Source organism: Tateyamaria sp. (genome assembly GCF_039945315.1).
In the GTDB taxonomy this organism is placed as follows: Bacteria; Pseudomonadota; Alphaproteobacteria; order Rhodobacterales; family Rhodobacteraceae; genus Tateyamaria.
This window is the reverse complement of the sequence record NZ_JBDUXB010000006.1, coordinates 251,812-276,290: the sequence shown is the minus strand read 5'-3', so window position 1 is coordinate 276,290 and position 24,479 is coordinate 251,812. Positions and strand designations below refer to the sequence as shown.

The 24,479-nt window shown below is 59.2% G+C and carries 24 protein-coding genes; 9 read left to right on the top strand and 15 right to left on the bottom strand.

The genetic code is table 11. From position 1 onward, the window contains the following. The 6 genes from lpxD to ABJD00_RS03370 all read left to right on the top strand — a co-directional run. Nucleotides 1-1,059 (top strand): UDP-3-O-(3-hydroxymyristoyl)glucosamine N-acyltransferase (lpxD, locus tag ABJD00_RS03395; RefSeq protein ID WP_413857692.1); only part of this gene is annotated, 1,059 nt, incomplete at its 5' end. 58 nt (nt 1,060-1,117) lie between these two features. Further along, nucleotides 1,118-1,582 carry a 3-hydroxyacyl-ACP dehydratase FabZ gene (gene fabZ, locus ABJD00_RS03390; protein ID WP_153768934.1) on the top strand — a complete coding sequence of 155 codons (465 nt, stop codon included), beginning with the start codon at nt 1,118-1,120 and terminating at the stop codon, nt 1,580-1,582. Nucleotides 1,583-1,589: 7 nt separating this feature from the next. Beyond that, nucleotides 1,590-2,387, top strand: a complete 798-nt coding sequence (gene lpxA, locus ABJD00_RS03385; protein WP_348191312.1) for an acyl-ACP--UDP-N-acetylglucosamine O-acyltransferase — start codon at nt 1,590-1,592, stop codon at nt 2,385-2,387. Nucleotides 2,388-2,421: 34 nt separating this feature from the next. Beyond that, complete coding sequence (locus ABJD00_RS03380) at nt 2,422-3,300, top strand: LpxI family protein (RefSeq protein WP_348429561.1); 879 nt, start codon at nt 2,422-2,424, stop codon at nt 3,298-3,300. Nucleotides 3,301-3,306: 6 nt separating this feature from the next. Then, nucleotides 3,307-4,500 (top strand): lipid-A-disaccharide synthase, encoded by a 1,194-nt coding sequence (lpxB, locus tag ABJD00_RS03375; RefSeq protein ID WP_348191318.1) that lies wholly within the window; start codon nt 3,307-3,309, stop codon nt 4,498-4,500. Nucleotides 4,501-4,568: 68 nt separating this feature from the next. Beyond that, entirely contained in the window at nt 4,569-5,063 is a 495-nt protein-coding gene (locus ABJD00_RS03370) for a GNAT family N-acetyltransferase (RefSeq protein ID WP_348191321.1), read from the top strand. Nucleotides 5,064-5,123: 60 nt separating this feature from the next. Here the strand turns inward: ABJD00_RS03370 and gltA are convergent, their stop codons facing one another. Together gltA and gltX are read right to left on the bottom strand one after the other, a co-directional pair. Next, nucleotides 5,124-6,419, bottom strand: coding sequence for a citrate synthase (gene gltA / locus ABJD00_RS03365; RefSeq protein ID WP_413857686.1), 1,296 nt, complete (start codon nt 6,417-6,419; stop codon nt 5,124-5,126). 96 nt (nt 6,420-6,515) lie between these two features. Continuing rightward, entirely contained in the window at nt 6,516-7,916 is a 1,401-nt protein-coding gene (gltX, locus tag ABJD00_RS03360) for a glutamate--tRNA ligase (protein ID WP_413829382.1), read from the bottom strand. An 82-nt stretch (nt 7,917-7,998) separates the two neighbouring features. Between gltX and ABJD00_RS03355 the strand changes: the two genes are divergently transcribed. Continuing rightward, nucleotides 7,999-9,489 carry a ComEC/Rec2 family competence protein gene (locus ABJD00_RS03355; RefSeq protein ID WP_413829381.1) on the top strand — a complete coding sequence of 497 codons (1,491 nt, stop codon included), beginning with the start codon at nt 7,999-8,001 and terminating at the stop codon, nt 9,487-9,489. Nucleotides 9,490-9,492: 3 nt separating this feature from the next. Then, the gene (locus ABJD00_RS03350) at nt 9,493-10,086 is read left to right on the top strand and encodes a hypothetical protein (protein ID WP_413829380.1); all 594 of its coding nucleotides are present in this window, start codon (nt 9,493-9,495) and stop codon (nt 10,084-10,086) included. A gap of 43 nt (nt 10,087-10,129) precedes the next feature. Here ABJD00_RS03350 and lexA read toward each other — a convergent pair whose 3' ends face one another. From lexA to ABJD00_RS03320, 6 genes are all read right to left on the bottom strand, one after another. Continuing rightward, nucleotides 10,130-10,834: a transcriptional repressor LexA gene (gene lexA / locus ABJD00_RS03345; RefSeq protein WP_413829379.1), complete on the bottom strand. Its 705-nt coding sequence runs from the start codon at nt 10,832-10,834 to the stop codon at nt 10,130-10,132. Between the two features lie 81 nt (nt 10,835-10,915). Further along, nucleotides 10,916-12,091: a gephyrin-like molybdotransferase Glp gene (gene glp, locus ABJD00_RS03340; RefSeq protein WP_413829378.1), complete on the bottom strand. Its 1,176-nt coding sequence runs from the start codon at nt 12,089-12,091 to the stop codon at nt 10,916-10,918. Next, a complete protein-coding gene (gene moaC, locus ABJD00_RS03335) occupies nt 12,088-12,561 on the bottom strand; it encodes a cyclic pyranopterin monophosphate synthase MoaC (protein ID WP_413829377.1) in 474 nt (157 codons plus the stop codon). The genes glp and moaC overlap by 4 nt, the downstream gene beginning before the upstream one ends. Continuing rightward, nucleotides 12,562-13,377: an indole-3-glycerol phosphate synthase TrpC gene (gene trpC, locus ABJD00_RS03330; RefSeq protein ID WP_413829376.1), complete on the bottom strand. Its 816-nt coding sequence runs from the start codon at nt 13,375-13,377 to the stop codon at nt 12,562-12,564. 70 nt (nt 13,378-13,447) lie between these two features. Continuing rightward, the gene (gene trpD / locus ABJD00_RS03325) at nt 13,448-14,464 is read right to left on the bottom strand and encodes an anthranilate phosphoribosyltransferase (RefSeq protein WP_413829375.1); all 1,017 of its coding nucleotides are present in this window, start codon (nt 14,462-14,464) and stop codon (nt 13,448-13,450) included. Then, a complete protein-coding gene (locus ABJD00_RS03320) occupies nt 14,461-15,042 on the bottom strand; it encodes an anthranilate synthase component II (protein WP_413829374.1) in 582 nt (193 codons plus the stop codon). The genes trpD and ABJD00_RS03320 overlap by 4 nt, the downstream gene beginning before the upstream one ends. Before the next feature lie 175 nt (nt 15,043-15,217). On the opposite strand from ABJD00_RS03320, the gene ABJD00_RS03315 reads away from it, so the two are divergent. Continuing rightward, a complete protein-coding gene (locus ABJD00_RS03315; protein ID WP_413829373.1) occupies nt 15,218-16,702 on the top strand; it encodes a divergent polysaccharide deacetylase family protein in 1,485 nt (494 codons plus the stop codon). A 3-nt stretch (nt 16,703-16,705) separates the two neighbouring features. On the opposite strand, the gene ABJD00_RS03310 is transcribed toward ABJD00_RS03315, so the two are convergent. The 7 genes from ABJD00_RS03310 to fabI form a co-directional block, all read right to left on the bottom strand. Continuing rightward, nucleotides 16,706-17,743, bottom strand: a complete 1,038-nt coding sequence (locus ABJD00_RS03310; protein ID WP_413829372.1) for a succinylglutamate desuccinylase/aspartoacylase family protein — start codon at nt 17,741-17,743, stop codon at nt 16,706-16,708. Between the two features lie 50 nt (nt 17,744-17,793). Next, nucleotides 17,794-19,302 (bottom strand): anthranilate synthase component I, encoded by a 1,509-nt coding sequence (gene trpE / locus ABJD00_RS03305; RefSeq protein WP_413829371.1) that lies wholly within the window; start codon nt 19,300-19,302, stop codon nt 17,794-17,796. Next, nucleotides 19,302-21,146, bottom strand: coding sequence for a SurA N-terminal domain-containing protein (locus ABJD00_RS03300; protein WP_413829370.1), 1,845 nt, complete (start codon nt 21,144-21,146; stop codon nt 19,302-19,304). Before ABJD00_RS03300 ends, trpE begins: the two co-directional genes overlap by 1 nt. Nucleotides 21,147-21,223: 77 nt before the next feature. After that, nucleotides 21,224-22,399, bottom strand: a complete 1,176-nt coding sequence (locus ABJD00_RS03295) for an aminotransferase (RefSeq protein WP_413829369.1) — start codon at nt 22,397-22,399, stop codon at nt 21,224-21,226. Nucleotides 22,400-22,449: 50 nt separating this feature from the next. Further along, on the bottom strand, nt 22,450-22,968 hold the full coding sequence (gpt, locus tag ABJD00_RS03290; protein WP_413829368.1) for a xanthine phosphoribosyltransferase: 519 nt from the start codon (nt 22,966-22,968) through the stop codon (nt 22,450-22,452). A gap of 2 nt (nt 22,969-22,970) precedes the next feature. Next, on the bottom strand, nt 22,971-23,579 hold the full coding sequence (locus tag ABJD00_RS03285) for a LysE family translocator (RefSeq protein ID WP_413829367.1): 609 nt from the start codon (nt 23,577-23,579) through the stop codon (nt 22,971-22,973). A gap of 3 nt (nt 23,580-23,582) precedes the next feature. Then, nucleotides 23,583-24,389: an enoyl-ACP reductase FabI gene (gene fabI / locus ABJD00_RS03280; protein ID WP_413829366.1), complete on the bottom strand. Its 807-nt coding sequence runs from the start codon at nt 24,387-24,389 to the stop codon at nt 23,583-23,585. Between the last annotated feature and the right edge of the window lie 90 nt (nt 24,390-24,479).

Here is a 24,479-nt window from a genome sequence, read left to right as displayed (position 1 = left end):
GTTTGCTATTGGAAGAAGAGCATGTCAGATCCCGTTTTCTTTGCCGCTCCGGAGAATGTGAACCTCCAGACCATTGCTGATTGGGCGGAGGCGGAGATACTCTCGGGCGATCCGGCTCTGAAGGTTTCCGGTGTTGCTCCGGTTGAAGATGCTGTTCCCGGATCTCTCGTCTTTTTTGACAATACGCTCTACCTGAACAAACTGGCAGAGACCCGAGCTGCGGCCTGTCTTGTTGGTCGCAAACATAAAGACAAGGTTCCGAACGGCGTGGCCGTGCTTCTATGCCGTGAGCCGTACAGATCCTGGGCCCTCGTTCTGGCGCAACTCTTTCCCGCTGCAATGGTGCCGCGCGCAGAAAATGCGCTGGGTGTCTCGGACCGTGCTGTGGTCGAACCCACTGCGGTGCTCGAAGAGGGCGTTGTTGTAGAGGCCGGTGCCGTGATTGGTGCGGGTGCGGAAATTGGTGCGGGAAGCACTGTCAGGGCGAACGCTGTCATTGGTGAGCGTGTTCGTATCGGCCGTGAGTGCGTTGTCGGCGCGAATGCGTCTGTCCAGCACGCTCTGATCGGAAACCAGGTATATCTTCACCCGGGTGTCTGTATCGGTCAGGACGGCTTTGGCTATGCCATGGGACCAGGTGGTCACCTGAAGGTTCCACAGATTGGACGGGTCGTTATTCAGGACAATGTGGAGATCGGCGCCAACACCACAGTTGACCGGGGCGCAAACCGGGATACGGTCATTGGCGAAGGAACCAAAATCGACAACCAGGTCCAGATCGGACACAACGTTGTCATTGGCCGCCATTGCGTGATCGTTTCCCAGGTAGGGCTTTCAGGCAGTTGTACGCTTGAAGATTATGTTGCCATTGGCGGGCAGACCGGCGTTCGCGGCCACGTCACGATTGGCATGGGTGCCCAGATAGCTGGCGTGAGTATCGTCAATGACGATGTTCCAGCTGGTGGTCGGTATGGCGGAACACCGGCGAAGCCCGTAAAACAGTGGTTCCGGGAACTTGCGGCGATCCGCAAGCTTGCAGAGCGCGGCAGCGAGAAGTAAACGGATCCGCACTTGGATCCACCTATGTGACGGCGCACCCGGCGCCAAGGGGCTTTGAATGGAAGAGACAGACAAAAAGACGCTCGACAGCGCAGACATCATGCGGATCATGGAAGTTCTTCCGCACCGCTATCCGTTCCTTCTCATCGACAAGATCGTCGAGATGGACGGTGATGACAGCTGCATCGGCATCAAGAACGTCACGATCAACGAGCCGCATTTTCAGGGACACTTTCCGACACGCCCTGTGATGCCTGGTGTGCTCTTGATCGAGGCGATGGCACAGACTGCCGGTGCCTTGTGCGTCCATGCGAAGGGCAAGGACAGCCCACCGCAGCTCGTTTATTTCATGACCATCGACAAGGCCAAGTTCCGCAAGCCGGTGGTGCCGGGCGACCAGGTTCATTTCCACGTCAAGAAAATCCGCCAACGTGCCACGATCTGGAAGTTCGACGCGGTCGCGATGGTTGACGGTGCGAAAGTTGCTGAGGCGGAAATCAGCGCGATGCTGGTGGATGCGTGAGGACTTGATGGCAGATATTCATTCCACCGCGATCATTGAAGACGGCGCTGTTGTCGGTGATGGCTGCCGGATCGGACCCTATTGTGTGGTTGGTCCAAATGTGCGCCTTGAGCCAGGTGTCATTCTCGAAGCGCATGTCGCGTTGGCCGGTCATACAACGATTGGCAGTGGTACGCATATCTTTCCCTTTGCGAGCATTGGTCACAAGCCGCAGGATCTGAAATACGCCGGTGAGCCGACCCGGCTTGAAATCGGTCAGAACAATCAGATCCGCGAACATGTTACCATGAGCCCGGGAACAGCAGGTGGCGGTGACCTGACCAAGGTCGGAAACAACAACCTGTTTATGATGGGCGCCCATGTCGGTCACGATTGTATCGTGGGCGATCATGTCATTCTTGCGAATAATGCGACCCTGGCGGGTCACGTCGAGCTGGAAGATCATGTCATCATGGGTGGCTTGAGCGCAGTGCGTCAGTGGAGCCGAATTGGTACGGGTGCGATCGTTGGTGGCATGACCGGTGTCGAGTTCGATGTGATTCCATTTGGGTCGGTTATCGGCGACAGGGCGCGCCTTGCTGGTCTCAATCTGATCGGGCTCAAGCGCAAGGAGCTGCCTCGCGAGCAGATACATGCACTGCGAGGCGCCTATAAGCAGCTGTTCGAGAGCGATGAGGGCACCCTTCGTGAGCGCGCGGACTCAGTGGCTACCGAGAATGCTGATCAGCCACTGGTCAAGACGGTGACCGACTTCATCCTTGAAAAGGAAAACCGCAGGTTCTGTACGCCGCGCGGTAGCGACTGATCGGTCGACCATGCAAGCGCCTGTGTCCGCATCCATGAGCTTTCAGGAGCAGTCCAAGGCTGCTCCCGTCGCCGTGATCTGCGGCAATGGTCGTATTCCGCTTCAAGTGCTGGATGGCCTGGCGTCTCAACAGCGCGCGGCCTACGTGGTCGCGATCAAGGGAGAGGCCGAAACCGAGCTGCAGGCCAGGGCTGATATCGAGCTCGGTTGGGGTGAAATCGGCCGACTTTACAAGTCTATGGCAAAAGCTGGCTGTAAGCAGGTCTTGCTAATAGGAGGCGTCACAAAGCGCCCCGACTTCACCTCCATTGTCGGCGATCTCGGAACGTTGAAACGTTTGCCGAAAATTTTCAAGGCGCTTGTAGGCGGAGACGATAGCCTTCTGACGAAGGTCATTGGTCTCTTTGAAGTGGAAGGCTATCAGGTGGTCGGCATCAAGGACATCACACCCGAACTTCTTGCTGCCGGCGACGCCATGGGCGTGCATAAGCCACGCGCGGAGGATCTCCGTGATCTGGAGCTCGCCCGATTGGCGACAACGCGTCTGGGTGATCTCGACATCGGCCAGGCAGCAGTCGCGCTTGGCGGGCGCGTGATCGCGGTGGAAGGCGCGGAAGGCACGGATGTCATGCTGGAGCGCTGTGCGACCTTGCGGGAGAGCGGCCGGGTGCGAGCCAAGGGTAAGGCCGGCGTACTGGTCAAGGCGGTCAAGCCCGGGCAAGACCTTCGGGTAGATCTTCCGACCATCGGTCCAAAAACAGTTGAGTTTGCAGCGAAAGCCGGACTGGCGGGGATTGCGGTCGAAGCTGGCGGCGCTCTTGTTTCTGATCGTTCCGAGACGATTGCCAAGGCTGATGCCGCTGGTCTGTTTCTGTTCGGGTTTCAGGCAGAAACACTCGACGACGGGAGTTGAGGCGACATGTCACTGTCGGGCAACCCGGTCAGGGTCGCAATCTGTGTCGGCGAAGAATCAGGAGATCTTCTTGGCAGCCGGCTCATGGAGGCCTTGCAGCAGCGGCTCGGTGATGGCGGCGTGGCGTTTACCGGGTTGGGTGGTCGCCGCATGCAGGCCCTTGGCATGGAGAGCCTGTTCGATATCTCGGATATTTCGGTCATGGGGATTTCCGCCGTTCTGGCGCGGCTGCCCCTGATTGTCAGAAGAGTCTATCAAACCGTCGATGCGATCGTGGCGAGCGATCCCGATGTGCTCGTGATCATCGACAGTCCGGACTTCACGCACAACGTTGCAAAGCGTGTGCGAAAACATGCTCCGCATATTCCGATCATAGGCTATGTCTCTCCATCAGTTTGGGCGTGGCGGCCGGGCAGGGCGCGCAAGATGACAGCCTATGTGGACGAGCTTCTGGCAATTCTTCCCTTCGAGCCTGAGATACACAGGAAGCTTGGTGGCCCTCCAACACATTATGTCGGCCATCCATTGATTGAACGGCTCAGTGAACTTCGCCCATCCGCGGGGGAACGGGCGCCTGTCGACGGACTCGAAAAGGTCTTGCTTGTCCTCCCAGGCAGCCGTGGCAGCGAGGTGGACCGCCTGTTGGCTGACTTTGGAGGAACGGTCGACAAGTTGAAGGAGCGGTTCCCGAATCTGGAGGTGCTTCTTCCTGCTGTTCCGCATCTGCGCGAACGCATTGTTGACGGGGTGGCCCAGTGGAAGAGCAAGCCGACCATCATTGACGGTGAGGCCGACAAATATAGAGCTTTCCGCAGGGCCCACGCGGCTCTGGCCGCGTCAGGAACTGTATCCCTGGAACTCGCCATCTCCGGCGTTCCCATGGCAATCTGCTACAAACTTGACTGGTTCTATCGTCGTCTGCGGCAGATACACAAGATCATTCCGATAGCCAGCGTTGGTTCCATGGTGCTGCCGAACATCATACTTGGCCGGAATGTCGTTCCGGAATTCCTGGATGACGAAGCCAACCCAGGCACATTGTCGGATGTGATCGGTGAGCTTCTGATCGATAGCAGCGAACGACGCAACCAGGTCGAAGCATTGAAGGATCTGGATGCCCGAATGCGGTTGCCGGACGGCGGAAAGCAGAGCGATGCGGCGGCGTCCATCGTGCTCAAGGTTTTGAAACGCCAGACTTGATTGAACCGGTTGGTTGCGGGACAAGCAGTGGCGTTGTGCGGTTGCCACCTTTCTTTGTCCGAGGTCTCATGAATATCCCAAGACTTGAAACCGACCGTTTGATCTTGCGCGCCCAATCCTATGATGATTGGCCTGCCTACCGGGACATGATGCGGTCCGGGAGATCTTCAGGCATGGGCGGGCCGCACGAAGTCCCCGTCGCCTGGGGCATGTTCTGTCACGACCTTGTCCAATGGCAACTCTTCGGCCATGGAGCCTTGATGATGGACGACAAGCAGAGCGGGCTCTGCATTGGACAGGTCGGCATTAATGGCGGCCCGTTGTTTCCCGAGCCTGAGTTGGGTTGGTTTGTCTATGGGGGCGCCGAAGGGAAGGGCTATGCCTTTGAAGGCGCAACCGCCTTTCGGACATGGGCGCTGACTGAACTGAACTTGCCGTCACTGGTCAGCTATATTGATGATGACAATCTACGCTCGCGGGCTTTGGCAGAGCGTTTGGGTGCGTGGCTCGACGATCGAGCGAAGGCGCCTGACCCCGGCGATTTGGTCTATCGGCACAAATGAAGCGACAAACAGAAAGGGCGCCCGTTAGGCGCCCTTTTAATTTGTTTCGATGACGGCGACTTAGCGCTGTTCGATCGGCGTGTAGTCGCGCTTTGGCGAGCCTGTGTAGAGCTGACGCGGACGGCCGATACGCTGGGACGGATCTTCCACCATTTCCTTCCACTGGGCGATCCAGCCCACTGTGCGCGCAAGAGCGAACAACACAGTGAACATGGTGGTCGGGAAGCCGAGCGCACGAAGCGTGATGCCGGAGTAGAAGTCGATGTTCGGATAAAGCTTCTTCTCAACGAAATAGGGATCGTTGAGTGCGATCTTTTCCAGTTCCATTGCGATATCGAGCAGCGGATCGTCCTTGATGCCAAGCTCGCCGAGGACCTCGTGACAGGTCTTCTGCATGATCTTCGCACGCGGATCGTAGTTCTTGTACACCCGGTGACCGAAGCCCATGAGACGGAACGGATCGTTCTTGTCCTTGGCGCGTGCAATGAACTCCGGGATGCGGTCCGGGGTGCCGATTTCCTTGAGCATCTCAAGGCAGGCTTGGTTGGCGCCGCCATGAGCAGGTCCCCAAAGGCAGGCGATGCCTGCGGCTATGCAGGCAAACGGGTTGGCACCCGAAGACGAGGCGAGGCGCACGGTTGAGGTCGACGCATTTTGTTCGTGATCGGCGTGCAAGGTAAAGATGCGGTCCATCGCCCGGCTCAGGATCGGGTTCACTTGGTAATCTTCTGCAGGCACAGCAAAACACATGCGCAAGAAGTTGGAAGCATAATCCAAGTCATTGCGTGGGTAGACAAAGGGCTGGCCAATCGAAAACTTATAGGCCCAAGCGGCGATTGTCGGCATTTTGGCAATCAGACGGATCGAAGCCACTTCGCGTTGGTGCGCATCGTGGATGTCGGTACTGTCATGATAAAAAGCAGACATCGCGCCGACGACGCCGGTCATGATTGCCATCGGGTGCGCGTCCCGACGAAACCCGCGATAGAAATAGACCATTTGTTCGTGCAGCATGGTGTGGTTGGTCACCAAACTTTCGAACTTCTCGAGTTCTTGCGCGGATGGAAGCGCACCGTACAACAGCAAATAGCACACTTCGAGATAGTGAGATTTTTCAGCAAGTTGACCAATAGGATAGCCCCGGTGCAGCAATACGCCTTCATCCCCATCGATAAAGGTGATGGTGCTGTCGCAACTGGCAGTCGAGGTGAAACCGGGGTCGTAAGTGAACACACCCGCCTGACCATAAAGCTTGCGGATATCGACAACATCAGGGCCTTCGGTGGGCGAATGTATCGGCAGATCGTAAGAGTCGTCGCCTATCGTCAGTTTCGCAGATTTGGGACTATCAGCCATCGGGTTATTCCTTTCGTCGCAAGGCAGCGCAAGCCACCTGGATCCCGGCAAGGGCCGCGATCCCATCATTTGGCCGCCAACGGAATAGATCCCGTATCAGATGGCAGCATCCTCAAGCCGGGCCAGGGTTTCATCGCGCCCCAGCACCAGCATCATGTCAAAAACCGAAGGCGTTACGGCCCGACCTGCAAGGGCCGCGCGAAGCGGGCCAGCGAGCTTGCCGAATTTTGTGTCCTGAGACGCAGCAAAGTCGTTCAGGACAACCTCCAAACTGTCACGATCCCAACTACCGCTTTGCAGGTGCGGCGTCAATTGCCCTAGTATACCACGGGATACCGTATCAAGCGCTTTAGCGGCTTTTTCATCCGGCGTGATTGGTCGATCGGTCAGCGTAAAGTGTGCTTTATCAAGGAGTTCCGGGAAGGTTTTAGAGCGTTCTTTGACAAATGGTAGGGCTGCGCGCATGCCATCTTGATGCGCAATTGTGATCGGTGGCATGTCCGCTGCGGCCAGATAGGCATCAACTTCTTGCTGCAGCGCAGCGTCATCCATCTGTGCCATGTGCTGACCACACAGATTCTCCAGTTTTTTAACGTCAAACCGCGCCGGGCTTTTGCCGATCCCGTTAAGGTCGAACCAGTCGCGCGCCTGCGCATCTGTGAAAAACTCATCATCACCATGGCTCCAGCCCAGCCGCGCCAGATAGTTGCGCATACCAGCGGCGGGATAACCCATTGCTTGATACTCCTGCGCGCCCAGTGCGCCGTGTCGTTTGGATAGTTTCTTGCCGTCCTCTCCATGGATCAGCGGGATGTGCGCCCAGACCGGCACGTCCCAGCCCATCGCGTCATAGATCATCATCTGACGCGCGGCGTTGTTGAGGTGATCATCGCCCCGGATCACATGGGTGACGCCCATATCGTGATCGTCGACAACCACGGCCAGCATGTAGACTGGAGTGCCGTCTCCGCGCAGTAGAACCATATCGTCCAGCTGCTCATTGCGGATGGTCACATTGCCTTGCACCGCGTCTCGTATGACGGTTTCGCCGCTTTGTGGGGCCTTGATGCGAACCACGTAAGGCGCATTAGGATGTGACTCGGGTGCGGCATCGCGCCAGGGGGAGCGAAATAGGGTTGATTTGCCTTCTGCACGGGCGGCATCGCGAAAGGCTGCGATTTCCTCCTGAGTAGAGAAACACTTGTAAGCTTTGCCTTCAGCCAGAAGTTGATTGGCCACTTCGGCATGCCGGTCTGCCCTCGCAAACTGGCTGATTACATCGCCATCGTGGTCCAGACCTAGCCAGTCCATTCCGTCCAGAATCGCCTGCGTCGCTTCGGGGGTCGAGCGTGCCCTGTCTGTGTCTTCAACCCGCAACAGGAACGTGCCGCCATTGGCGCGGGCATAAAGCCAGTTGAACAGCGCCGTGCGCGCGCCGCCGATGTGCAAGAAGCCAGTGGGCGAGGGGGCAAAGCGGGTGACGACGGGAAGGGACATAAGAGCGATCTTTACCTTTGTTTAACCATGACGGTCTTAGGGTTCGGCCTCCTGATACTCACCAAGGGCGACAGGGGCAAGCATGGGCCTGATCGGGCAATTTGGCCAAACGTTGTTGTTTCAGAGGGGCAGTCTGTTTGGCTGGTTGCCCGTGGGCATGGCCATGGGCATTGCCCTGTTTTTCCGAATGACATTTGAACCTTCGATGGCGTTGCTTGCTGGCATTTGCGTGGGCGGTGCAGCACTTGTTTGGTTGGCGCGCATCAGCGATCAAAGCCTGTCTCCGGTGCCCGTATTTCTCTTTATGATGGTTCTTGGATTTGAACTGGCTGCGTGGCGCGCACATTCGGTCGCGAGGCCCGTGCTAAGCTGGCGATATTATGGCCCGGTCGAAGGGCGGATCGTGGGCATGGATCGCAGCAGCTCTGACGCGGTGCGCCTCACATTGGACCGGGTCAAACTGGACCGGGTTGGCCCGGACAAAACCCCGCACCGTGTGCGCATTTCTTTGCATGGCGATGCGACCCTTGGGGTGCCGCCTGAACCGGGGCTGCGTGTGATGACCACCGCCCACATAAGCCCGCCCAGCGGGCCGGTGGAGCCGGGCGGCTTTGATTTCCAACGCCATGCATGGTTCGCCGAACTGGGGAGCGTGGGATACACACGGGTGCCCCTGATGGCGATTTCCAAAGCCGAGTTCGACGTGCGTCAGACGGTATTCCGCATCCGCATGATCGCCTCGATGCGGGTACGCGAAGTCCTTCCGGGGGACGTTGGGGGCTTTGCCGCCGCTGTGACGACCGGCGATCGCAGTGGGATCAGTCAGGACGGTCTGGAAGACTTGCGTGCCTCAAATACGGCCCACCTGTTGGCAATCTCGGGGCTGCATATGGGGCTCTTGTCTGGGTTCGTGTTCTCACTGCTGCGGCTGATCTTCGCACTCATTCCCGCTATCGCCTTGCGGTGGCCTGCGCGCAAAATGGCTGCCGTCGGCGCGCTCATCGCGGCCTCTGTCTACCTCGCACTATCAGGGGGCAACGTGGCAACTGAGCGGGCGTTTATCATGGTTGCCGTTGCTTTGTGCGCGGTTCTGGTCAACCGGCGCGCTTTTTCCCTGCGCGGCGTGGCCCTCGCGGCGATGATCGTTCTGGCATTACGACCCGAGGCGCTGATGGGGCCGGGCTTCCAGATGTCATTTGCCGCGACAACAGCGCTCGTGGCGGTGTTTGGCTGGGTGCGGGAAGGGCAGGTATCCATGGGGCCCAAGTGGCTGGCTCCGGTGGTGGCCGTCGTGATTTCGTCGAGTGTTGCGGGGCTTGCGACGGCACCCATCGGGGCTGCGCATTTCAATGCCATTGCCCATTATGGGCTGATTGCCAACCTCGCCTCTATCCCGCTGATGGGGGTTCTAGTCATTCCGGCGGCTGTGTTGGCGTTGTTTTTGGCGCCCTTCGGTCTCGACTGGATTGGGCTGTGGATCATGGGCGGCGGGCTGCGTTGGATCTTGTGGGTTGCCGATACGGTGGCAAATCTGGAGGGTGCACGGGGCTTCGTAGCAGGGCCGGGACCCTGAGTTTTGCCGATCATGGCGCTTGGGGCACTGTTTGTGATCTTGTGGCAGGGTCGGATGCGCTACATCGGAATTGCCGGCATCGGGTTGGCCCTTGCGCTTTGGCAATTCGGCGACCGGCCGCGCGTATTGATTGCGGACACCGGTGGGCTGATCGGTGTGATGACAGACACGGGCCGCGCACTTAGTCGCAAAAAAGGTGCCGGGTTTGTTGCGCGCAACTGGTTGGAAAACGACGGGGATGGCGTCGCACAGGATGTGGCCGCGTTGCGCTGGTCTGTCGGTAAGGTTGCGGCATTCAACCTGATCCAGGTGAGTGGCAAACGTGCCATTGCCAGCTTTGCAGGCTGTCGTCCCGGCGACATCGTGGTGATGAACGGTGAATTGGCGCAGCCAGCGCTGCCAGACTGTTTGGTTCTTGACCCCAAAACGCTGCGTGCCACGGGGGCCGTGGCCCTTGTGGGCGAAGGAAAAGACGCACGGCTCGTCTCTGCCCGCGACGTGGGCGGGGACCGCATGTGGTCAGGCTGGGCGCGTTATCCGAAGGTTCCGTTGGACTTGCCGGAAACCAGAGACAAAATGGTCCATAAAACAAAGTAAGGCGGACCTGTTGGCCCGCCCAGTTGTCTAATTTTCGTAGTAATCAATACGTGCGGATCAAACCGACCAGCTTGCCCTGCACCTTGACGTGACCCACCGGGAACACACGGGTCTCATAGGCCGGGTTTGCTGCCTCTAGCGCGATGCTATCGCCCTTGCGTTTGTAGCGTTTGAGGGTCGCCTCGTGATCCTCGACCAATGCGACAACGATATCGCCATTATCGGCGACTGACGTTTCACGGATAACAACCACATCACCGTCGTTGATCCCTGCATCGATCATCGAATCACCTTTAACCTCAAGGGCATAGTGATCACCCTTGCCAGACAGCATCTGACCGGGAACAGCGACGGAATGGGACACTTCGGATATTGCAGAAATAGGGACACCCGCTGCAATCCGGCCCATCACAGGCAATTCAACCGCGTGTGCTGTTTCAACATCAAGTGCGCCCGGAGGGGGGGGCGTATCGGGCCGATCGCCGTCGATGACGCGCGGAGTGAACCCGCCAGTTGTGCTCGCTCCGCCCATGCTTTCGGGCAGTTTCACGACCTCGATCGCACGCGCGCGGTGCGCAAGACGGCGGATGAAGCCGCGTTCCTCAAGGGCAGTGATCAGGCGGTGAATGCCGGATTTTGATCGCAGGTCCAGCGCCTCTTTCATCTCGTCAAAGCTAGGCGGCACACCGTCGCGCTGCACCCGCTTGTGAATGAATGCCAGTAGATCCAGCTGCTTTTTCGTCAACATGCCCTGTCCTCCGAAACAATGGTCACCACATTCCCGTGGTTTGGGTTTGTTCTACGGACGTTCTTGTTTTGTGTCAACTGTTCAACTTAGGGTTATAACCTCCACTGGATCACCCTCATCTCGCTCGGGGTCGTGGGGCGGTCGGACAATTAGCGCATTTGCGCGCGCCAATATGCTCAACAACGAGCTGTCCTGTGCACCTGCATCCGCGACCCTGCCGTTTGACACAATCGCCCGCATGTAATGTTCCCGTGGCCCGTTTTGACCCAGTGGAGCGGACAATGGCATCGGCAAACGTGGGGCAGGCGCTTGTCCCAGGCCGAGCATCGCGTTCAGCATTGGTGTAAGAAAGACCGCGCCACAAACCATGGCCGACACCGGGTTACCCGGCAGGCCCACCATCGGTATTCCGTTGAGGCGCCCGGCCATCAGCGGTTTGCCGGGGCGCATCGCAACTTTGTAAAACGCTTGCTCCATACCAAGGTCGGCAGCCACACCGGCAACCAGATCGTGATCGCCGATCGATGCCCCGCCTATGGTCACGATTAGGTCTGCACCCTGGGTCAGGTCAAAGACGGTTTGCAAAGAGCTTTCGGTGTCCCGCGCAATAGGCAGAATACGTGTTCGCGCACCGACCTGTTCAAGCATCGCAGCCAGCCCGAATGTGTTAGACGCGATTATCTGATCTGGACCCGGATTCTCGCCCGGTACAACCAGCTCATCCCCTGTTGAGATCAGTGCAACCACTGGCGCGCGTCGCACAGGCACTTCGGGAATGTTCATCGAAGCAAGCAGTGCAATATCACCAGGGGACAGTCGGCGTGGCGCGTCGATCACCATGCCCTGTTCGAAATCGACACCTGCAGGTCTGATATTGTCCTTGGGACCGGGGTCGTCTGTAATCGAAATCATGTCTCTCGAGCGCGTGACATCCTCTTGGATTACAATCTTATCGGCGCCGTCCGGTACGGGTGCACCAGTAAATATGCGGACGGCTTGCCCCGCACTCAAAGTGCCGTCCCATCGGTGTCCGGCGGCAGATTCGCCCACCACCTTGAATTGGGCGTGCAGATCAGCCTCAACAGCTTTGAGGGCGTATCCGTCCATAGAAGAGGCCGGAAAAGGCGGCTGGGTTCTGCGCGCGCTCACCGACTGTGCAAGAATCCGACCAGCGGCCGCGCGCAAAGGTACGGTTTCGATGTCGATGGGATCGGCCAGAGCGAACAAGTGGTCCAGCGCAGTTAAAACTGGGATCATGTCGCCTCGTAACGGCCTGATTTTCCGCCATCTTTCAAAACAACGCGCAGCCCGCCAATCTCCATGCCCTTATCAACGGCTTTGGCCATGTCATAGACCGTAAGTGCAGTCGTTGAGGCCGCAGTCAGCGCTTCCATCTCTACACCGGTTTGGCCCGTCGTCTTGACCGTGGCCGTGATGCGCAGGCCCGGCAGTGCCGCGTCAGGTTCCAGATCAACGGCCACTTTGGTGATCGGCAGCGGGTGGCACAGCGGGATAAGGTCCGACGTCCGTTTCGCGGCCATGATCCCGGCAAGGCGTGCCACACCGATCACATCGCCCTTTTTGGCGCGGCCTTGCGTAATGATATCAAAGGTTTCTGGCAGCATTTTGATCCATGCTTTAGCCACGGCAACCCGGTCAGTCACGTCTTTTTCTGACACATCGACCATGTGGGCCGCGCCGTCTGCATCAAAGTGGGTCAGTGCCATCTACATGCCCCCGCCTGAGGTTAGCGGATTGGCCAGCAGCGTCCGCGTGGCATTCGCCACATCGTCCTGCCGCATCAGGCTTTCCCCGATCAAAAAGGTGCGCGCGCCATACATCGCGAGGTCGGCAAGATCGGCCGGGCTGTTCAGCCCGCTTTCTGCCACGATGGTGCGGTCGGCAGGCACATGCCGCGACAGCTGGCGCGTCGTGTCGAGCGTGACATCGAAGGTCTTGAGATTGCGGTTGTTGATGCCCATCAGCTTGCTTTTAAGGCCGCAAGCACGCTCCAACTCTTCGGCGTCATGCACTTCCAGCAGCACGTCCATACCCCATTCCATGGCGGCATCTTCCAGTTCTTGTGCCTGTGCATCGCTGACGCTGGCCATAATGATGAGAATGCAATCGGCCTCACGCGCACGTGCCTCGGCGACCTGATAGGTGTCGTACATGAAATCCTTGCGCAAGGCGGGCAGGGCACAAGCAGACCGGGCGGCGCTCAGAAATGCCTTGGCACCCTGAAAGCTAGGCGTGTCCGTCAGGACCGAAAGGCAGGTCGCACCGCCTGCCTCATAGGCAGCGGCCAACGTGGCGGGATCAAAGTCTTCACGAATCAAACCTTTGGATGGACTGGCTTTTTTGATCTCGGCGATCAGACCGTATCCTTCGCGGTTGGCGCGCTGGAGGGCGGCGGCAAAGGGGCGCACGGGCCCCGCTTCACGCGCTTCGGCCTCGATCGCTTCAAGCGGTTTGGCGGCCTTGTCGGCGGCGACCTCTTCCAGCTTGTAGGCTTTGATTTTATCGAGGATCGTTTCAGTCATGATGCGGTTCTTTTTGTGAGTACGTGCGCAGGGGCAAACCCCCGCAGTTTATTTGGCGAGATAAAGCGGATCAGCTTCCCTGTGTGATTTGGGCTACTGCCTTGATCTTGGCCGTAGCAGCGCCTGAGTCGATGCTTTCTTTGGCGTGCGCGACCCCGGCTTTGAGGTCAGAGACCTTTCCAGCCACTTTCAAAGCAGCAGCGGAGTTGAGCAGTACCGCGTCGCGATACGCGCCGGGCGCACCGTCAAGCAGGGCGGTAAAGGCGATTGCGTTCTCTTCAGGGCTACCGCCAAGGATGTCGTTGAACGGGTGGACGGGCAGGCCGGCCTCTTCGGGATGTACTTCGAATTCACTGACCGCACCATTTTCCAATGCCGCCACCCACGATGTGCCGCAAATGGTCAGCTCATCCGTTCCGTCTGAGCCATGGACCAACCATGCGGCCTCTGATCCCAACTGCCCAAGCGTTTCGGCCATAGGGCGGATCAGGTCGCGGTTGAAGGCGCCTGTGAGTTGCCGTTTGACCCCAGCGGGGTTGGTCAGGGGCCCGAGAATGTTAAAGATGGTGCGCGTGCCCAATTCAGCCCGCGTTGGCATCACATGCGCAATGGCCGGGTGGTGCATGGGGGCCATCATGAACCCAATGCCTGCGCCCGCCAGCGACGCCTCGACCACGTCCGGGCCAACCATCACGTTGATGCCCATCTGGGTCAGCGCATCTGCCGCCCCCGATTTGGAACTGAGGTTGCGGTTGCCGTGTTTTGCGACGGTGACGCCCGCACCCGCGACAACAAAGGCTGTGGCGGTCGAGATGTTGAGTGTGCCCTTGCCGTCCCCACCGGTGCCGACGATGTCAATGGCCCCCTCGGGCGCGCGCACTGCGTTGCACTTTGCGCGCATCACGGCGGCAGCGGCGGCAAATTCGTCCACAGTTTCGCCCCGCGTGCGCAAAGCCATCAACAGGCCGCCGATCTGGCTTGGCGTTGCCTCTCCTTCAAACAGAATCTGGAACGCCGCCTCGGCCTGATCCCGGGTCAGTGGGCCATTGGCAGCGGCATCAATCAGCGGTTTAAGCGCGTCGCTCATGCGGTCACCGGCATCAAGTCTGTAAAGTTCTTAAGCAGCGCGTGGCCATGTTCCGACCGGATGGATTCGGGGTGAAACTGAACCCCATGGATCGGTAGCGTCTTGTGAGACAGGCCCATGATCGTGCCATCGTCAATCTCTGCGGTGATCTCTAGGCAGTCGGGCACGCTTTCGCGCTCGACTGTCAGCGAATGGTATCGCGTGGCCTCGAACGGGCTTGGAAGGCCAGCAAAAACGCCGCGGCCTTTGTGCTGCATCACGCTCATCTTGCCATGCACAATATCAGGCGCGCGCACCACCTTGCCGCCAAAGGCCTGCCCAATTGTCTGGTGCCCAAGGCACACGCCCATCAGCGGCGTGCGGGTTTCCGCCGCCGCCAGAGTAAGAGGAAGACAGATGCCCGCCTGATCTGGATCGCAGGGACCGGGGGACAGCAGGATGCCCGCAGGGCGCATCGCCATTGCCTCTTGCACGTCCAGTGCGTCGTTGCGGCGTACCACGACGTCGGTGCCCAACTCGCCCAGATAGTGCACAAGGTTGTAGGTAAAACTGTCGTAATTATCGATCAGCAGCAGCATGGTGAAATCTCGTGTTCCAAGGGGGGCCGTTGGCCCTTATAGTTGCGCGCATACATGCTCAGGCTCGCCCGCCTTCGTCAAGAGGACGGCGCGGTTCAGGCAAGTGAGGTAAAGCAGACCGGGGCGACACATCGCAAAGCGAGGTCGGGCCCGGGCAGGACATAGGGACAAAGACATGGCCAGAGGATTTCTGAGCGGCATTATCTGGGGCGGGGTGGTCAGCGTGATCGGGGCCGGTGTGGTGTCGGTGATGTCAGAGGACCGCGTTGCGCCATTGGCTGAGGTCACCGCGCCCAGCAGCACCGATGCGCCAGAGGCCAGTGAAAACGGCGCGGCGACGGCTGTGACAGACGCGGATCTGGTGCAGGATGAAAGTGCGCCGCAGGTTAGTACACCCGACGCTGACGATTTAACCGCCGCAACTGAGGCGGGCGACGATACGCCTTTGGTCCCTGAAACGGGACAGGCTGACGATCTGGCGGATCCTGCAAACACTGCAGAGGCAGGCGCACTGGCTGTTGTGGATGACACACCGGTGGCCCCAAGTGCCCCGGCTGCAGCGCCAGAGGCACCGCAAGTTGAAACGGAACTGTCAATTTCGACCGAACCAGCCCAGCCCGCGCCGCCATCCGTGCCAGAGGCTCCGACAGCATTTGCCGAGGAGGAAACCTCAGCACCCGAAGTTCCAGCTTCCGAAGCCCCTGCGCCCGAAACCCCTGAGGTGGCTGAGGCGCCGTCAGTAGCAGAAGCGGATGCGCCCGCTGCCACAAGTGAAACAGCACCAAGGCCCCCGGCATCGGATGGCGACGCGGGCGAACAGATCGCAGCCCTGCCGAGTGCGGACGATCCGACGCCGAACACGGGTCCCAAGATTGGCAAACCAGCGATTTCGCTTGTCGACCGCACGCCGGAGGTTCCTGATGCAGACACAGACGCCATAGTCGAAGACGCACTCCTCGACCCGCGGGCAATCGTCGCCTATGGAAGGCCCTTCGAAAACCCTGAAGGCAAACCGCTGATGTCCATCGTCTTGATAGACGGCGGTGTCGACCTCACGGGCGGAGCCGTCGGGCTGGCCGCCTTGCAGAGTTTCCCCTATCCGCTCAGCTTTGCGGTCGACGCCTCGCTAGAAGATGCAACGAAGCGGATGGCCGACTACCGCGCGCAGGGTTTTGAAGTGATGGCGCTGATTGACTTGCCCACAGGTGCGACGGCCGGTGATGCCGAAGTGGCCCTGTCGGCGGCACTTGATGCAGTTCCGGAGGCCGTTGGCGTCATGGAAGGGGTTGGAACTGGCCTGCAAGACAGCCGCGATGCGTCCGAACAGATCGCTCAGGCAGTGCTCGACACAGGTCACGGCCTAGTTTTGCAATCAAAAGGGCTCAACACCACGCATAAGCTGGCCGTGCGCGACGGCGTGCCAGCGGGGCTGATCTTTCGCGACTTCGACAGTGCCGATCAGACACCTACGACCATCCGGCGGTTCCTCGATCAGGCGGCGTTCCGCGCCGGGCAGGAGGGCGGCGTGATCATGGTCGGCCGGGTGCGGCCTGACACGATCTCGGCACTGTTGCTTTGGGGGCTGCAAGATCGGGCTGAGCGTGTGGCACTTGCACCCATTTCAGCAGTCCTGACGACGCTGGTACCTGCGCCAGAATAGCGATCAGATGATCTCATCTTCATCAAACAGCGGATCGGCTTCCAGCTGAGCGGTGAGGGCATCAACGGTGTCCTCATTGGCAGATGCACTCAACTCGGCCAGATGAAACACGGCGTCGCCTTCATTCACGACGGGCAACACGGCGCGCCCGATCAGGATGCCTGGGCCGGGGGCGAGCAATTCGGTTTCCACGTCCCCAACAGGGTCGGATATGGCGGCCAGCACGTCGCCTTCTTCTACAATCTCGCCTTCGGCCCGGAACGTACGCAGCAGGCCACCTACAGGCGCGCGCAACCATGTAGACGCGCGGCAGACCAGCGAGGGGGTGCGGGCCTTGGCAATTCCCTTGGCGGCCAGCATGCCTTCATCCCGCATGACACGCAGGATGCCAGCAACGCCGACGCGCACAGCAAACTCATCAAACCGCAACCCTTCGCCTGCCTCATAGAGTAAGACAGGGGTGCCGCGTTCTGCGGCCTCACCGCGCAAAGACCCATCGCGCAAAGGCGAGGTCAGAATGACGGGTGCGCCAAAGGCGCGGGCCATGCGCGCGGTCGTTGCATTCTGCGGCGTGACGCGAATCTGGGGCAGGTTGGTGCGATGTTCGGCGGCCGAATGCAGATCGATGCCAAAGTCGCACCGCAACACCACCTCACGCAGGAAGATGTAGGCAAGGCGTGATCCCAAAGACCCCGACTCCGAGCCGGGAAAACAACGGTTGAGATCGCGGCGGTCCGGCAGGTAACGCGACCGCGCCAAGAACCCAAAGCTGTTGACGACAGGAACCACCAAAAGCGTGCCCCGCAGATTGATCAGCTGAGGTGTGCGCAGCAACCGACGCACAATCTCCACGCCGATCACCTCATCGCCGTGCACCGCGGCGCTGACGAACATCACAGGGCCTGCGCGTTTACCGTGAATAACTTCGACGTTCAGACCAACAGCCGTGTGATCGGGCAGGGCAGAGACAGGCAGGGTGACACTGCGGCGCGTTCCAGGCGCAACATTGACGCCTCCGATCGAAAACGCCTCACGCGGCATGGCTCAACGCCCTTCGCTCCCGCACCCCTAAACCTCGCGCAAAAAGGGGATCACTGGTTCCCACCACCAAATCGCGCCGCGTCCTTGGCTGCGCGCCTTATCGCACCCGCTTTGTGCACAGTCTCCATAAACTCAGCCTCGGGATCGCTGTCGTAGACCACGCCACCCCCGGCCTGAATGTAGAGCTTTTGGTCCTGCACCACGGCTGTGCGCAGTGCGATACACATATCCATGTCGCCCCCCGCACTGAAATAGCCGACACCACCGCCATAGACGCTCCGCTTTTCGGGTTCCAATTCGTCGATGATCTCCATCGCGCGCACTTTAGGCGCACCCGAGACTGTGCCCGCTGGCATCCCGGCAAAGAATGCGTCCAGCGCGTCCTTGCCTTCGTCCAGCTCACCCACAACATTGCTGACAATGTGCATCACATGGGAATAGCGTTCGACGATGAACTCTTCGGTTGGACGCACCGTGCCGATGCGCGCCACACGGCCCACATCATTACGGCCCAGATCGAGCAGCATGAGGTGCTCGGCCAATTCCTTCTTGTCGGCCAGCAAATCGGCCTCAAGTTCGTTGTCTTCTTCGGGAGTTTGCCCCCGGGGGCGGGTACCTGCGATGGGGCGAATGGTAACTTCGTTGCCAAATACACGGACCAGGATTTCCGGGCTTGCCCCGATCACCTGAAAGCCACCGAAGTTGAAATAGAACATGAACGGCGACGGGTTTGTGCGGCGTAAACTGCGATAGAGCGCGAAAGGCGGCTCTTTGAACTCTTGCGTCCAGCGCTGTGCAGGTACCACCTGAAAGATGTCGCCGGCCTTGATATAGTCGCGCGCCTTTTCGACGGCTTCCATGTATCCGGACTTGGTAAAGTTACTGACCGGATCGGGCACATCGGCGGCATCACCAAGATTGCGGGTCTCAGACGGCATGGCGCGTTCCAAATCGCGCACGGCGTCCATTACCCTCTCAGCGGCTTGGGCATATGCCGCGCGCGCGCTTTGGCCTTCGCTGACCCACGCCGGAGAGACCACGGTGACCTCTCCCTTTACCCCGTCCAGCACGGCGATGACGGACGGACGCAGCATAATCGCGTCCGGAAGGCCCAGAACGTCTGTATTTACGTCCGGCAAATGTTCCACCAAACGGATCATGTCATAGCCAAGATAGCCAAAGAGGCCGGCGGCCGATTGGGGCATGTCGATGGGCAGGTCGATCCGGCTTTCTGCGATGAGGTCGCGCAGCACATTCAGCGGGTTGCCCGGCACGTCTTCAAACGCGTCCGCGTCATATCGGGCCTGCCTGTTGATTGCAGATGTCTCGCCCTGACAGCGCCAGATCAGGTCAGGCTTCATTCCGATGATCGAATAGCGCCCGCGCACTTCGCCGCCGGTAACGGACTCAAGCACAAAGGCGTCTTTTTGTGCCCCCGTAAGCTTGAGCATCAACGACACAGGCGTGTCCAGATCGGCGGCCAGTCGTGTGTAGACCACCTGATTTTGCCCCGCCGCATAGGCTGCGGCAAAGCTGTCAAATTCAGGGACGAGAGCCATCAGGGAAAGTTCACGTGCACCGCGTCCAGTGCCTGTTGGTTGATTTGTGGGCCTGCACGCAGCACGACGTCTTCGCCAAACAGGTTGAACAATTCAGTCGCAACCGACTGACCGATCTCGGCGCTGAGGGCCTGCGTCTCGGTCGTCACTTCGTCGTTGGTTTCGACGGCGGTGATCTTGTCCAGGCGCACCACAAGCACCGAGCCAAAGCCCTGAATGATGCGCACTTCGCCGACTTCCATCTCGAAAACCGCAGGCATAAATGCCGGGGGCGTGCCTTGCACAAAGGCCGAGCGATCGAGATCAATTTCCAAAATCGCGTCCAACCCCTGTTCGGCAAAGCTCTCTCCGCCAGTGAGCGCGGGCAATGCAGCCTCGGCTTGGGTGGTCAGGCGCTCTTCGGTTTGTGCTGCCTCCCAATTTGCGCGTACGTTCTCGATCGCGTCTTCGTATGGCGCAGGGCGAGGCGGCAGTGTTTCTTCAAGACGCATGGCAAAGATGCCGCCATCGTCCAGCGAAATGATTTCCGGGAAATCCTCTTCGCTCAAAGTCCGCGCGGCTTCGTGAAAGCTGTCATAGGCCGCGATGCCTTCGCCTTGGGCCGGGAACCAGTCGATGCTACCTATGGCCATGTCGGTTTCTGCATCGAGCTCCTCAAGCGTCGCACCTCCGGCTAGCATGTCGTCAAACTCTGACGCCAGCACGTCGACCTGACGGCGGGCGGCATCCCGTGCCAGACGGATGCGCAACATGCCCGCAGCGTCCTCAAACGATGTCGATTGGGCGGGCAGCACGCCGTTGACGCGGAACAGGGCAGGGCCAAGAGACGAGGGCAGTGGGCCAACGACATCACCGACTTCGGCACCAAAGACAGCCTCACCTGCGGCGTCGAGTTCAAGGCGAGACACATCTCCCAAATCAACATCGCCCAGAGCGAGCCCACGCTCTTCAACAAGGGATTCAAAAGTGGTGCCATCCACCTCAAGCTGTGCAGCCGCACGCTCGGCGGCGGCCTCGTCAAGGTACACGAGACGCTCAACCAAGCGGCGCTCGGGCATGTTGAATTCTTCGGCTGAGGCCTCGTATTCGGCACGCAGCGTTTCCTCATCAATCTCCATCGTTTCCAGGATCATCTCAGGCAGCAGGGCTGCATAGGTGATGCGCTTGGTCTCGGGCAGTTCATAGTCGTCAAGTTTGGCCTCGTAATAGGCGCGCAGTGTGGCGTCATCCGGAGTCGGCAGGGGTTCGGCCAAATCGGCCTGTCCCAGCCGCACCCAAGTGAAATCTCGGGTTTCACCCAGAAAATCGACCATCGTGCGGGCATAAACCTCGGGCATGCTCACGCCAGACATGATTGCGGCCTGCAAAAGGGACCGGGCAACTTCGTCCCGCAACTGCGCTTCGAACTCGGCCTCAGAGCGGCCGGAATTGCGCAAGGCAAAGCTGTAGGCATCGCGGTCAAAGCTGCCATCAAGCCCCTGAAATGCAGAGATGTTGAGGATTTCGTCGCGCAGCGTTTCATCGCCCACGCTCAAACCCATCTCGGCAGCCTCATGATCGAGCGCACGGGCGCGCACCAATTGGGCCAGCACCGCTTGATCCAGACCAACCGCCTGAGCCTGCGCAAATGTCAGTTGGCGGCCGGTCTGGCGGCTCACCGCCTGAATTTCCTGTTGCAGTGTGCGCGCGTAGTCATCGATGTCGATATACTTGTCGCCAACACTGCCAACTGTCCGGATCGTGCCTGACAAATTGGTCGCGCCAAAGCCGCCAAGGCCAAGGATCAGCAGACCCAAGAGGATCCAAACTGCGGTTTTTGAGAATGAGTTCGAGCCCTTGGCCATGCGTGCCCTCTTTTCGGGGAAATTTCAGTTTGGCGATGTCTATCTGTGCAAGGGCGGACGGGCAAGGGCGGTTGGGTTCAGATGGCCAGTGCTGACAGCCTTTTGTAAAGCGTATCGATTCCTGCGGCATCCAGATTGGCAAAGGCGATGCGCAGTTGCGCTTTGCCCTCGGGCGCACCTTCGGGCCAGAACATGGTGCCAGGCAGGCACAGAATGCCTGCCTCTCGCACCAAAAGTGGGGCCAGATCGGCAGACGACATCTCGAATGGATGAGAGATATAGGCGAAGTATGCGCCCAGCCCCAACAATTCCCAGCCCTTGGCTTCGAGGGCGGGAAAACCGGTCGCAATTGCCGAGCGCCGGGTCAGGATTTCGTCTCGCTCACCCGCGACCCACTGGCTGAGGTTCTCAAGTCCCCACAGCGCAGCGTATTGACCGATCTGACCGGGACAAATGGCAACTGTATCAAGAAATTTTTCTGCCTCCGCCAAGCGCTCAGGAGAAGCAATCAGCGCGCCCACGCGGTGCCCGGTCAAACGGTAGGCCTTGGAGAAGGAGTAAAGGTGTATAAACGTGTCTTCCCACCCGTCTTGCTGAAACAAAAGGTGAGGGGGACCGGACCGGCTGTCAAAATCGCGGTAGGTCTCATCGACGATGAGCGCGATGCCATTGGCGCGGGCCAATTCATAGAACGCCAGAACCAGATCAGCAGGGTATTCCACCCCCGCCGGGTTGTTCGGCGTGACAAGCGCAATGGCGCGAGTTTTGGGGGTGATCAATGCGGCGGCCGCATCAACATCCGGCAAAAGACCCGCGCCAACAGGCAGCGGAACCGACGTTACCCCCGTCATGTCCAGCCACATTTTATGGTTGAAGTACCATGGGGTTGGAAGGATAACCTCATCCCCTTCGGCGCACAGCGTAGAGAGAGCTGAAGCAAAAGCTTGGTTGCAGCCAGACGTGATGCTTACGTTATCTGCACTTGTGTCCGCACCATAGTGCGAATTGATCTGCGTGCTTAACGCAGCGCGCAGAGCGGGCATGCCGAGGACAGGGCCGTAAAGGTGCGCATCATCTTTGGTCAGTGCAGCATCGGCCATGGCTTGACGCAACTCAGGTGGGGGCGGCTCGACCGGGGCGGCCTGGCTGACGTTGATCAGGGGGCGGTTTGCGCCAAATTTCACACCTTCAAGCCAACGGCGGGCCTCCATCACAGGGGGCGGAAAGGTAGTCGCGGTGCGGGGTAGGGTCATGACGCAGCTCCTGCGGCGGGTGTCGGAGGCGAGAATTCAGTGTGCGGTATTCAATCTGTCCCGCGATAGGGCTCAACATATTGCAATGCCATATCCCATGGGAAAAATATCCACGTGTCCTGAGAGACCCCGGTGATGAACGTATCCACCTGAGGCTCACCGGACGGTTTGGCATAGACGGTTGCGAAATGGGCGTTCGGGTACTGGCTGCGCACCAATTCCAGTGTCTTGCCACTGTCGACGAGGTCGTCAACGATCAGAATGCCGGTGCCGTCTCCCATCATGTCTGCCTGCGGCGCTTTTAGCACTTCAGCATCACGACGCTGATCTGCTTTGCCGCCGCCTGAGTGATAGGATTTGACGCTGATCGTATCGACGGTGCGAATGTCGAGCTCGCGCGCGACGATCATTGCGGGTGCCATGCCGCCTCGGGTGATGGCCACCACCGCGCGCCAGCTGCCGTCATCCGGGCCTTTGCCATCCAGCCTCCAAGCCAGTGCACGGCTGTCGCGGTGCATCTGATCCCAGCTCACGTGGAACCCTTTTTCGTGTGGTAGGCGATCAGCCATAGTTATTTCTCCAAAATCAGACGCACGCCAAGGGCCCCCAGCAGGGTTGCTGCGATACGGTCAAGAACAGGTTTGAGGCCGACATAGGCGCGCCGGGCAGGGGGCGAACTGAGCAGGACGGCAAAGACTGCATAAAAGGCGAGTTCCAGAACGAGGTGATTGGCGACAATGATCGCGATATCCACCACGCCCAGCCCTTGGGGAAAGACCACCACGATCACAGCGGCGGCAAAAAGCATGGACTTGGGATTGCCAAAGTTCAGCAGCAGCCCCGAAACAATGGCCCGGCCACGGGGCATTGGTGCCTCACCAATCGGGTCGCGCGCATGGCGCCACGTCTGGATCGCAATCCAGATCAGATAAAGTGCACCGCCGATTTTAAGCGCCGTATAGGTCCAAGGGAACACAGTGAACACAGCCTCAAGCCCCATGAGGGCCGCCAACGTCCACAGCGCGGCTGCAGTGCCAAGCCCCACGCCAGTGAGCATGCCCGCGACGCGGCCAGAGGTCACGGTTGTCTTGATGAAATACAAAAGCGCTGCACCCGGCGCGGCGATGGCTGCAATCAGCACAGCATTGAACGCGATCAGGTCTGCAAGCGTCAGAGACATGCGTTACCCTTTGGAGATATCTGGGGCATCCACTGCCTTCATACCCACAACGTGATACCCGGCGTCCACGTGCAGGTTTTCACCTGTCGTGCCGCTAGACAGATCCGACAGAAGGTAGAGCGCGGATTTCCCAACATCCTCGATGGTTACGTTGCGGCGCATGGGGGAATTGTATTCGTTCCACTTCATGATGTAGCGGAAATCGCCAATGCCACTGGCGGCCAGCGTCTTGATGGGGCCAGCTGAAATCGCATTCACACGGATGCCGTCCTTGCCCAAATCTTCAGCCAGATATTTGACCGAAGCCTCAAGTGCCGCCTTTGCCACGCCCATCACATTATAATGCGGCATGACCTGCTCGGCCCCGTAATAGGTAAGGGTCACGGCACTGCCGCCGGGGTTCATCATCTTTTCGGCGCGCGCCATAACAGCGGTGAAGGAATAAACAGAGATGTCCATTGTCATGGTGAAATTGTCACGACTGGTGTCGACATAACGCCCACGCAACTCGTTCTTGTCGGAAAAGCCGATGGCGTGGACCAGAAAGTCAAGGGTCCCCCAACGCTCTTTGAGATCAGCAAACAGCGCATCCATCGACGCCTCGTCACCTACATCACAAGGCAGCACGATGTCGCTGTCCAGTTGTGCCGCTAAGGGATCGACGCGCTTCTTGAGCGCATCGCCTTGATAGGAAAACGCCAGTTCTGCGCCCGCCCCATGCAGCGCGCGCGCAATCCCCCACGCAATCGACTTGTCGTTGGCCAGCCCCATGATAAGGCCTCGTTTTCCTGCCATCAGGTCTGTTGCCATATCTCTGCCCACCTGTCCCATACTTCTGGCGATCAGCTTTAGGCCATTGCCCAGACAGCATCAAGGGAGCGCGATGTGGTTGATCATATC

Bases quoted from the DNA above. Each gene is read 5' to 3' on its own strand.
- fabZ (WP_153768934.1), top strand. From the start codon at position 1,118: ATGGAAGAGACAGACAAAAAGACGCTCGACAGCGCAGACATCATGCGG.
- lpxA (WP_348191312.1), top strand. From the start codon at position 1,590: ATGGCAGATATTCATTCCACCGCGATCATTGAAGACGGCGCTGTTGTC.
- ABJD00_RS03380 (WP_348429561.1), top strand. From the start codon at position 2,422: ATGAGCTTTCAGGAGCAGTCCAAGGCTGCTCCCGTCGCCGTGATCTGC.
- lpxB (WP_348191318.1), top strand. From the start codon at position 3,307: ATGTCACTGTCGGGCAACCCGGTCAGGGTCGCAATCTGTGTCGGCGAA.
- ABJD00_RS03370 (WP_348191321.1), top strand. From the start codon at position 4,569: ATGAATATCCCAAGACTTGAAACCGACCGTTTGATCTTGCGCGCCCAA.
- gltA (WP_413857686.1), bottom strand. From the start codon at position 6,419: ATGGCTGATAGTCCCAAATCTGCGAAACTGACGATAGGCGACGACTCT.
- gltX (WP_413829382.1), bottom strand. From the start codon at position 7,916: ATGTCCCTTCCCGTCGTCACCCGCTTTGCCCCCTCGCCCACTGGCTTC.
- ABJD00_RS03355 (WP_413829381.1), top strand. From the start codon at position 7,999: ATGGGCCTGATCGGGCAATTTGGCCAAACGTTGTTGTTTCAGAGGGGC.
- lexA (WP_413829379.1), bottom strand. From the start codon at position 10,834: ATGTTGACGAAAAAGCAGCTGGATCTACTGGCATTCATTCACAAGCGG.
- glp (WP_413829378.1), bottom strand. From the start codon at position 12,091: ATGATCCCAGTTTTAACTGCGCTGGACCACTTGTTCGCTCTGGCCGAT.
- moaC (WP_413829377.1), bottom strand. From the start codon at position 12,561: ATGGCACTGACCCACTTTGATGCAGACGGCGCGGCCCACATGGTCGAT.
- trpC (WP_413829376.1), bottom strand. From the start codon at position 13,377: ATGACTGAAACGATCCTCGATAAAATCAAAGCCTACAAGCTGGAAGAG.
- trpD (WP_413829375.1), bottom strand. From the start codon at position 14,464: ATGAGCGACGCGCTTAAACCGCTGATTGATGCCGCTGCCAATGGCCCA.
- ABJD00_RS03320 (WP_413829374.1), bottom strand. From the start codon at position 15,042: ATGCTGCTGCTGATCGATAATTACGACAGTTTTACCTACAACCTTGTG.
- ABJD00_RS03315 (WP_413829373.1), top strand. From the start codon at position 15,218: ATGGCCAGAGGATTTCTGAGCGGCATTATCTGGGGCGGGGTGGTCAGC.
- ABJD00_RS03310 (WP_413829372.1), bottom strand. From the start codon at position 17,743: ATGCCGCGTGAGGCGTTTTCGATCGGAGGCGTCAATGTTGCGCCTGGA.
- trpE (WP_413829371.1), bottom strand. From the start codon at position 19,302: ATGGCTCTCGTCCCTGAATTTGACAGCTTTGCCGCAGCCTATGCGGCG.
- ABJD00_RS03300 (WP_413829370.1), bottom strand. From the start codon at position 21,146: ATGGCCAAGGGCTCGAACTCATTCTCAAAAACCGCAGTTTGGATCCTC.
- ABJD00_RS03295 (WP_413829369.1), bottom strand. From the start codon at position 22,399: ATGACCCTACCCCGCACCGCGACTACCTTTCCGCCCCCTGTGATGGAG.
- gpt (WP_413829368.1), bottom strand. From the start codon at position 22,968: ATGGCTGATCGCCTACCACACGAAAAAGGGTTCCACGTGAGCTGGGAT.
- ABJD00_RS03285 (WP_413829367.1), bottom strand. From the start codon at position 23,579: ATGTCTCTGACGCTTGCAGACCTGATCGCGTTCAATGCTGTGCTGATT.
- fabI (WP_413829366.1), bottom strand. From the start codon at position 24,389: ATGGCAACAGACCTGATGGCAGGAAAACGAGGCCTTATCATGGGGCTG.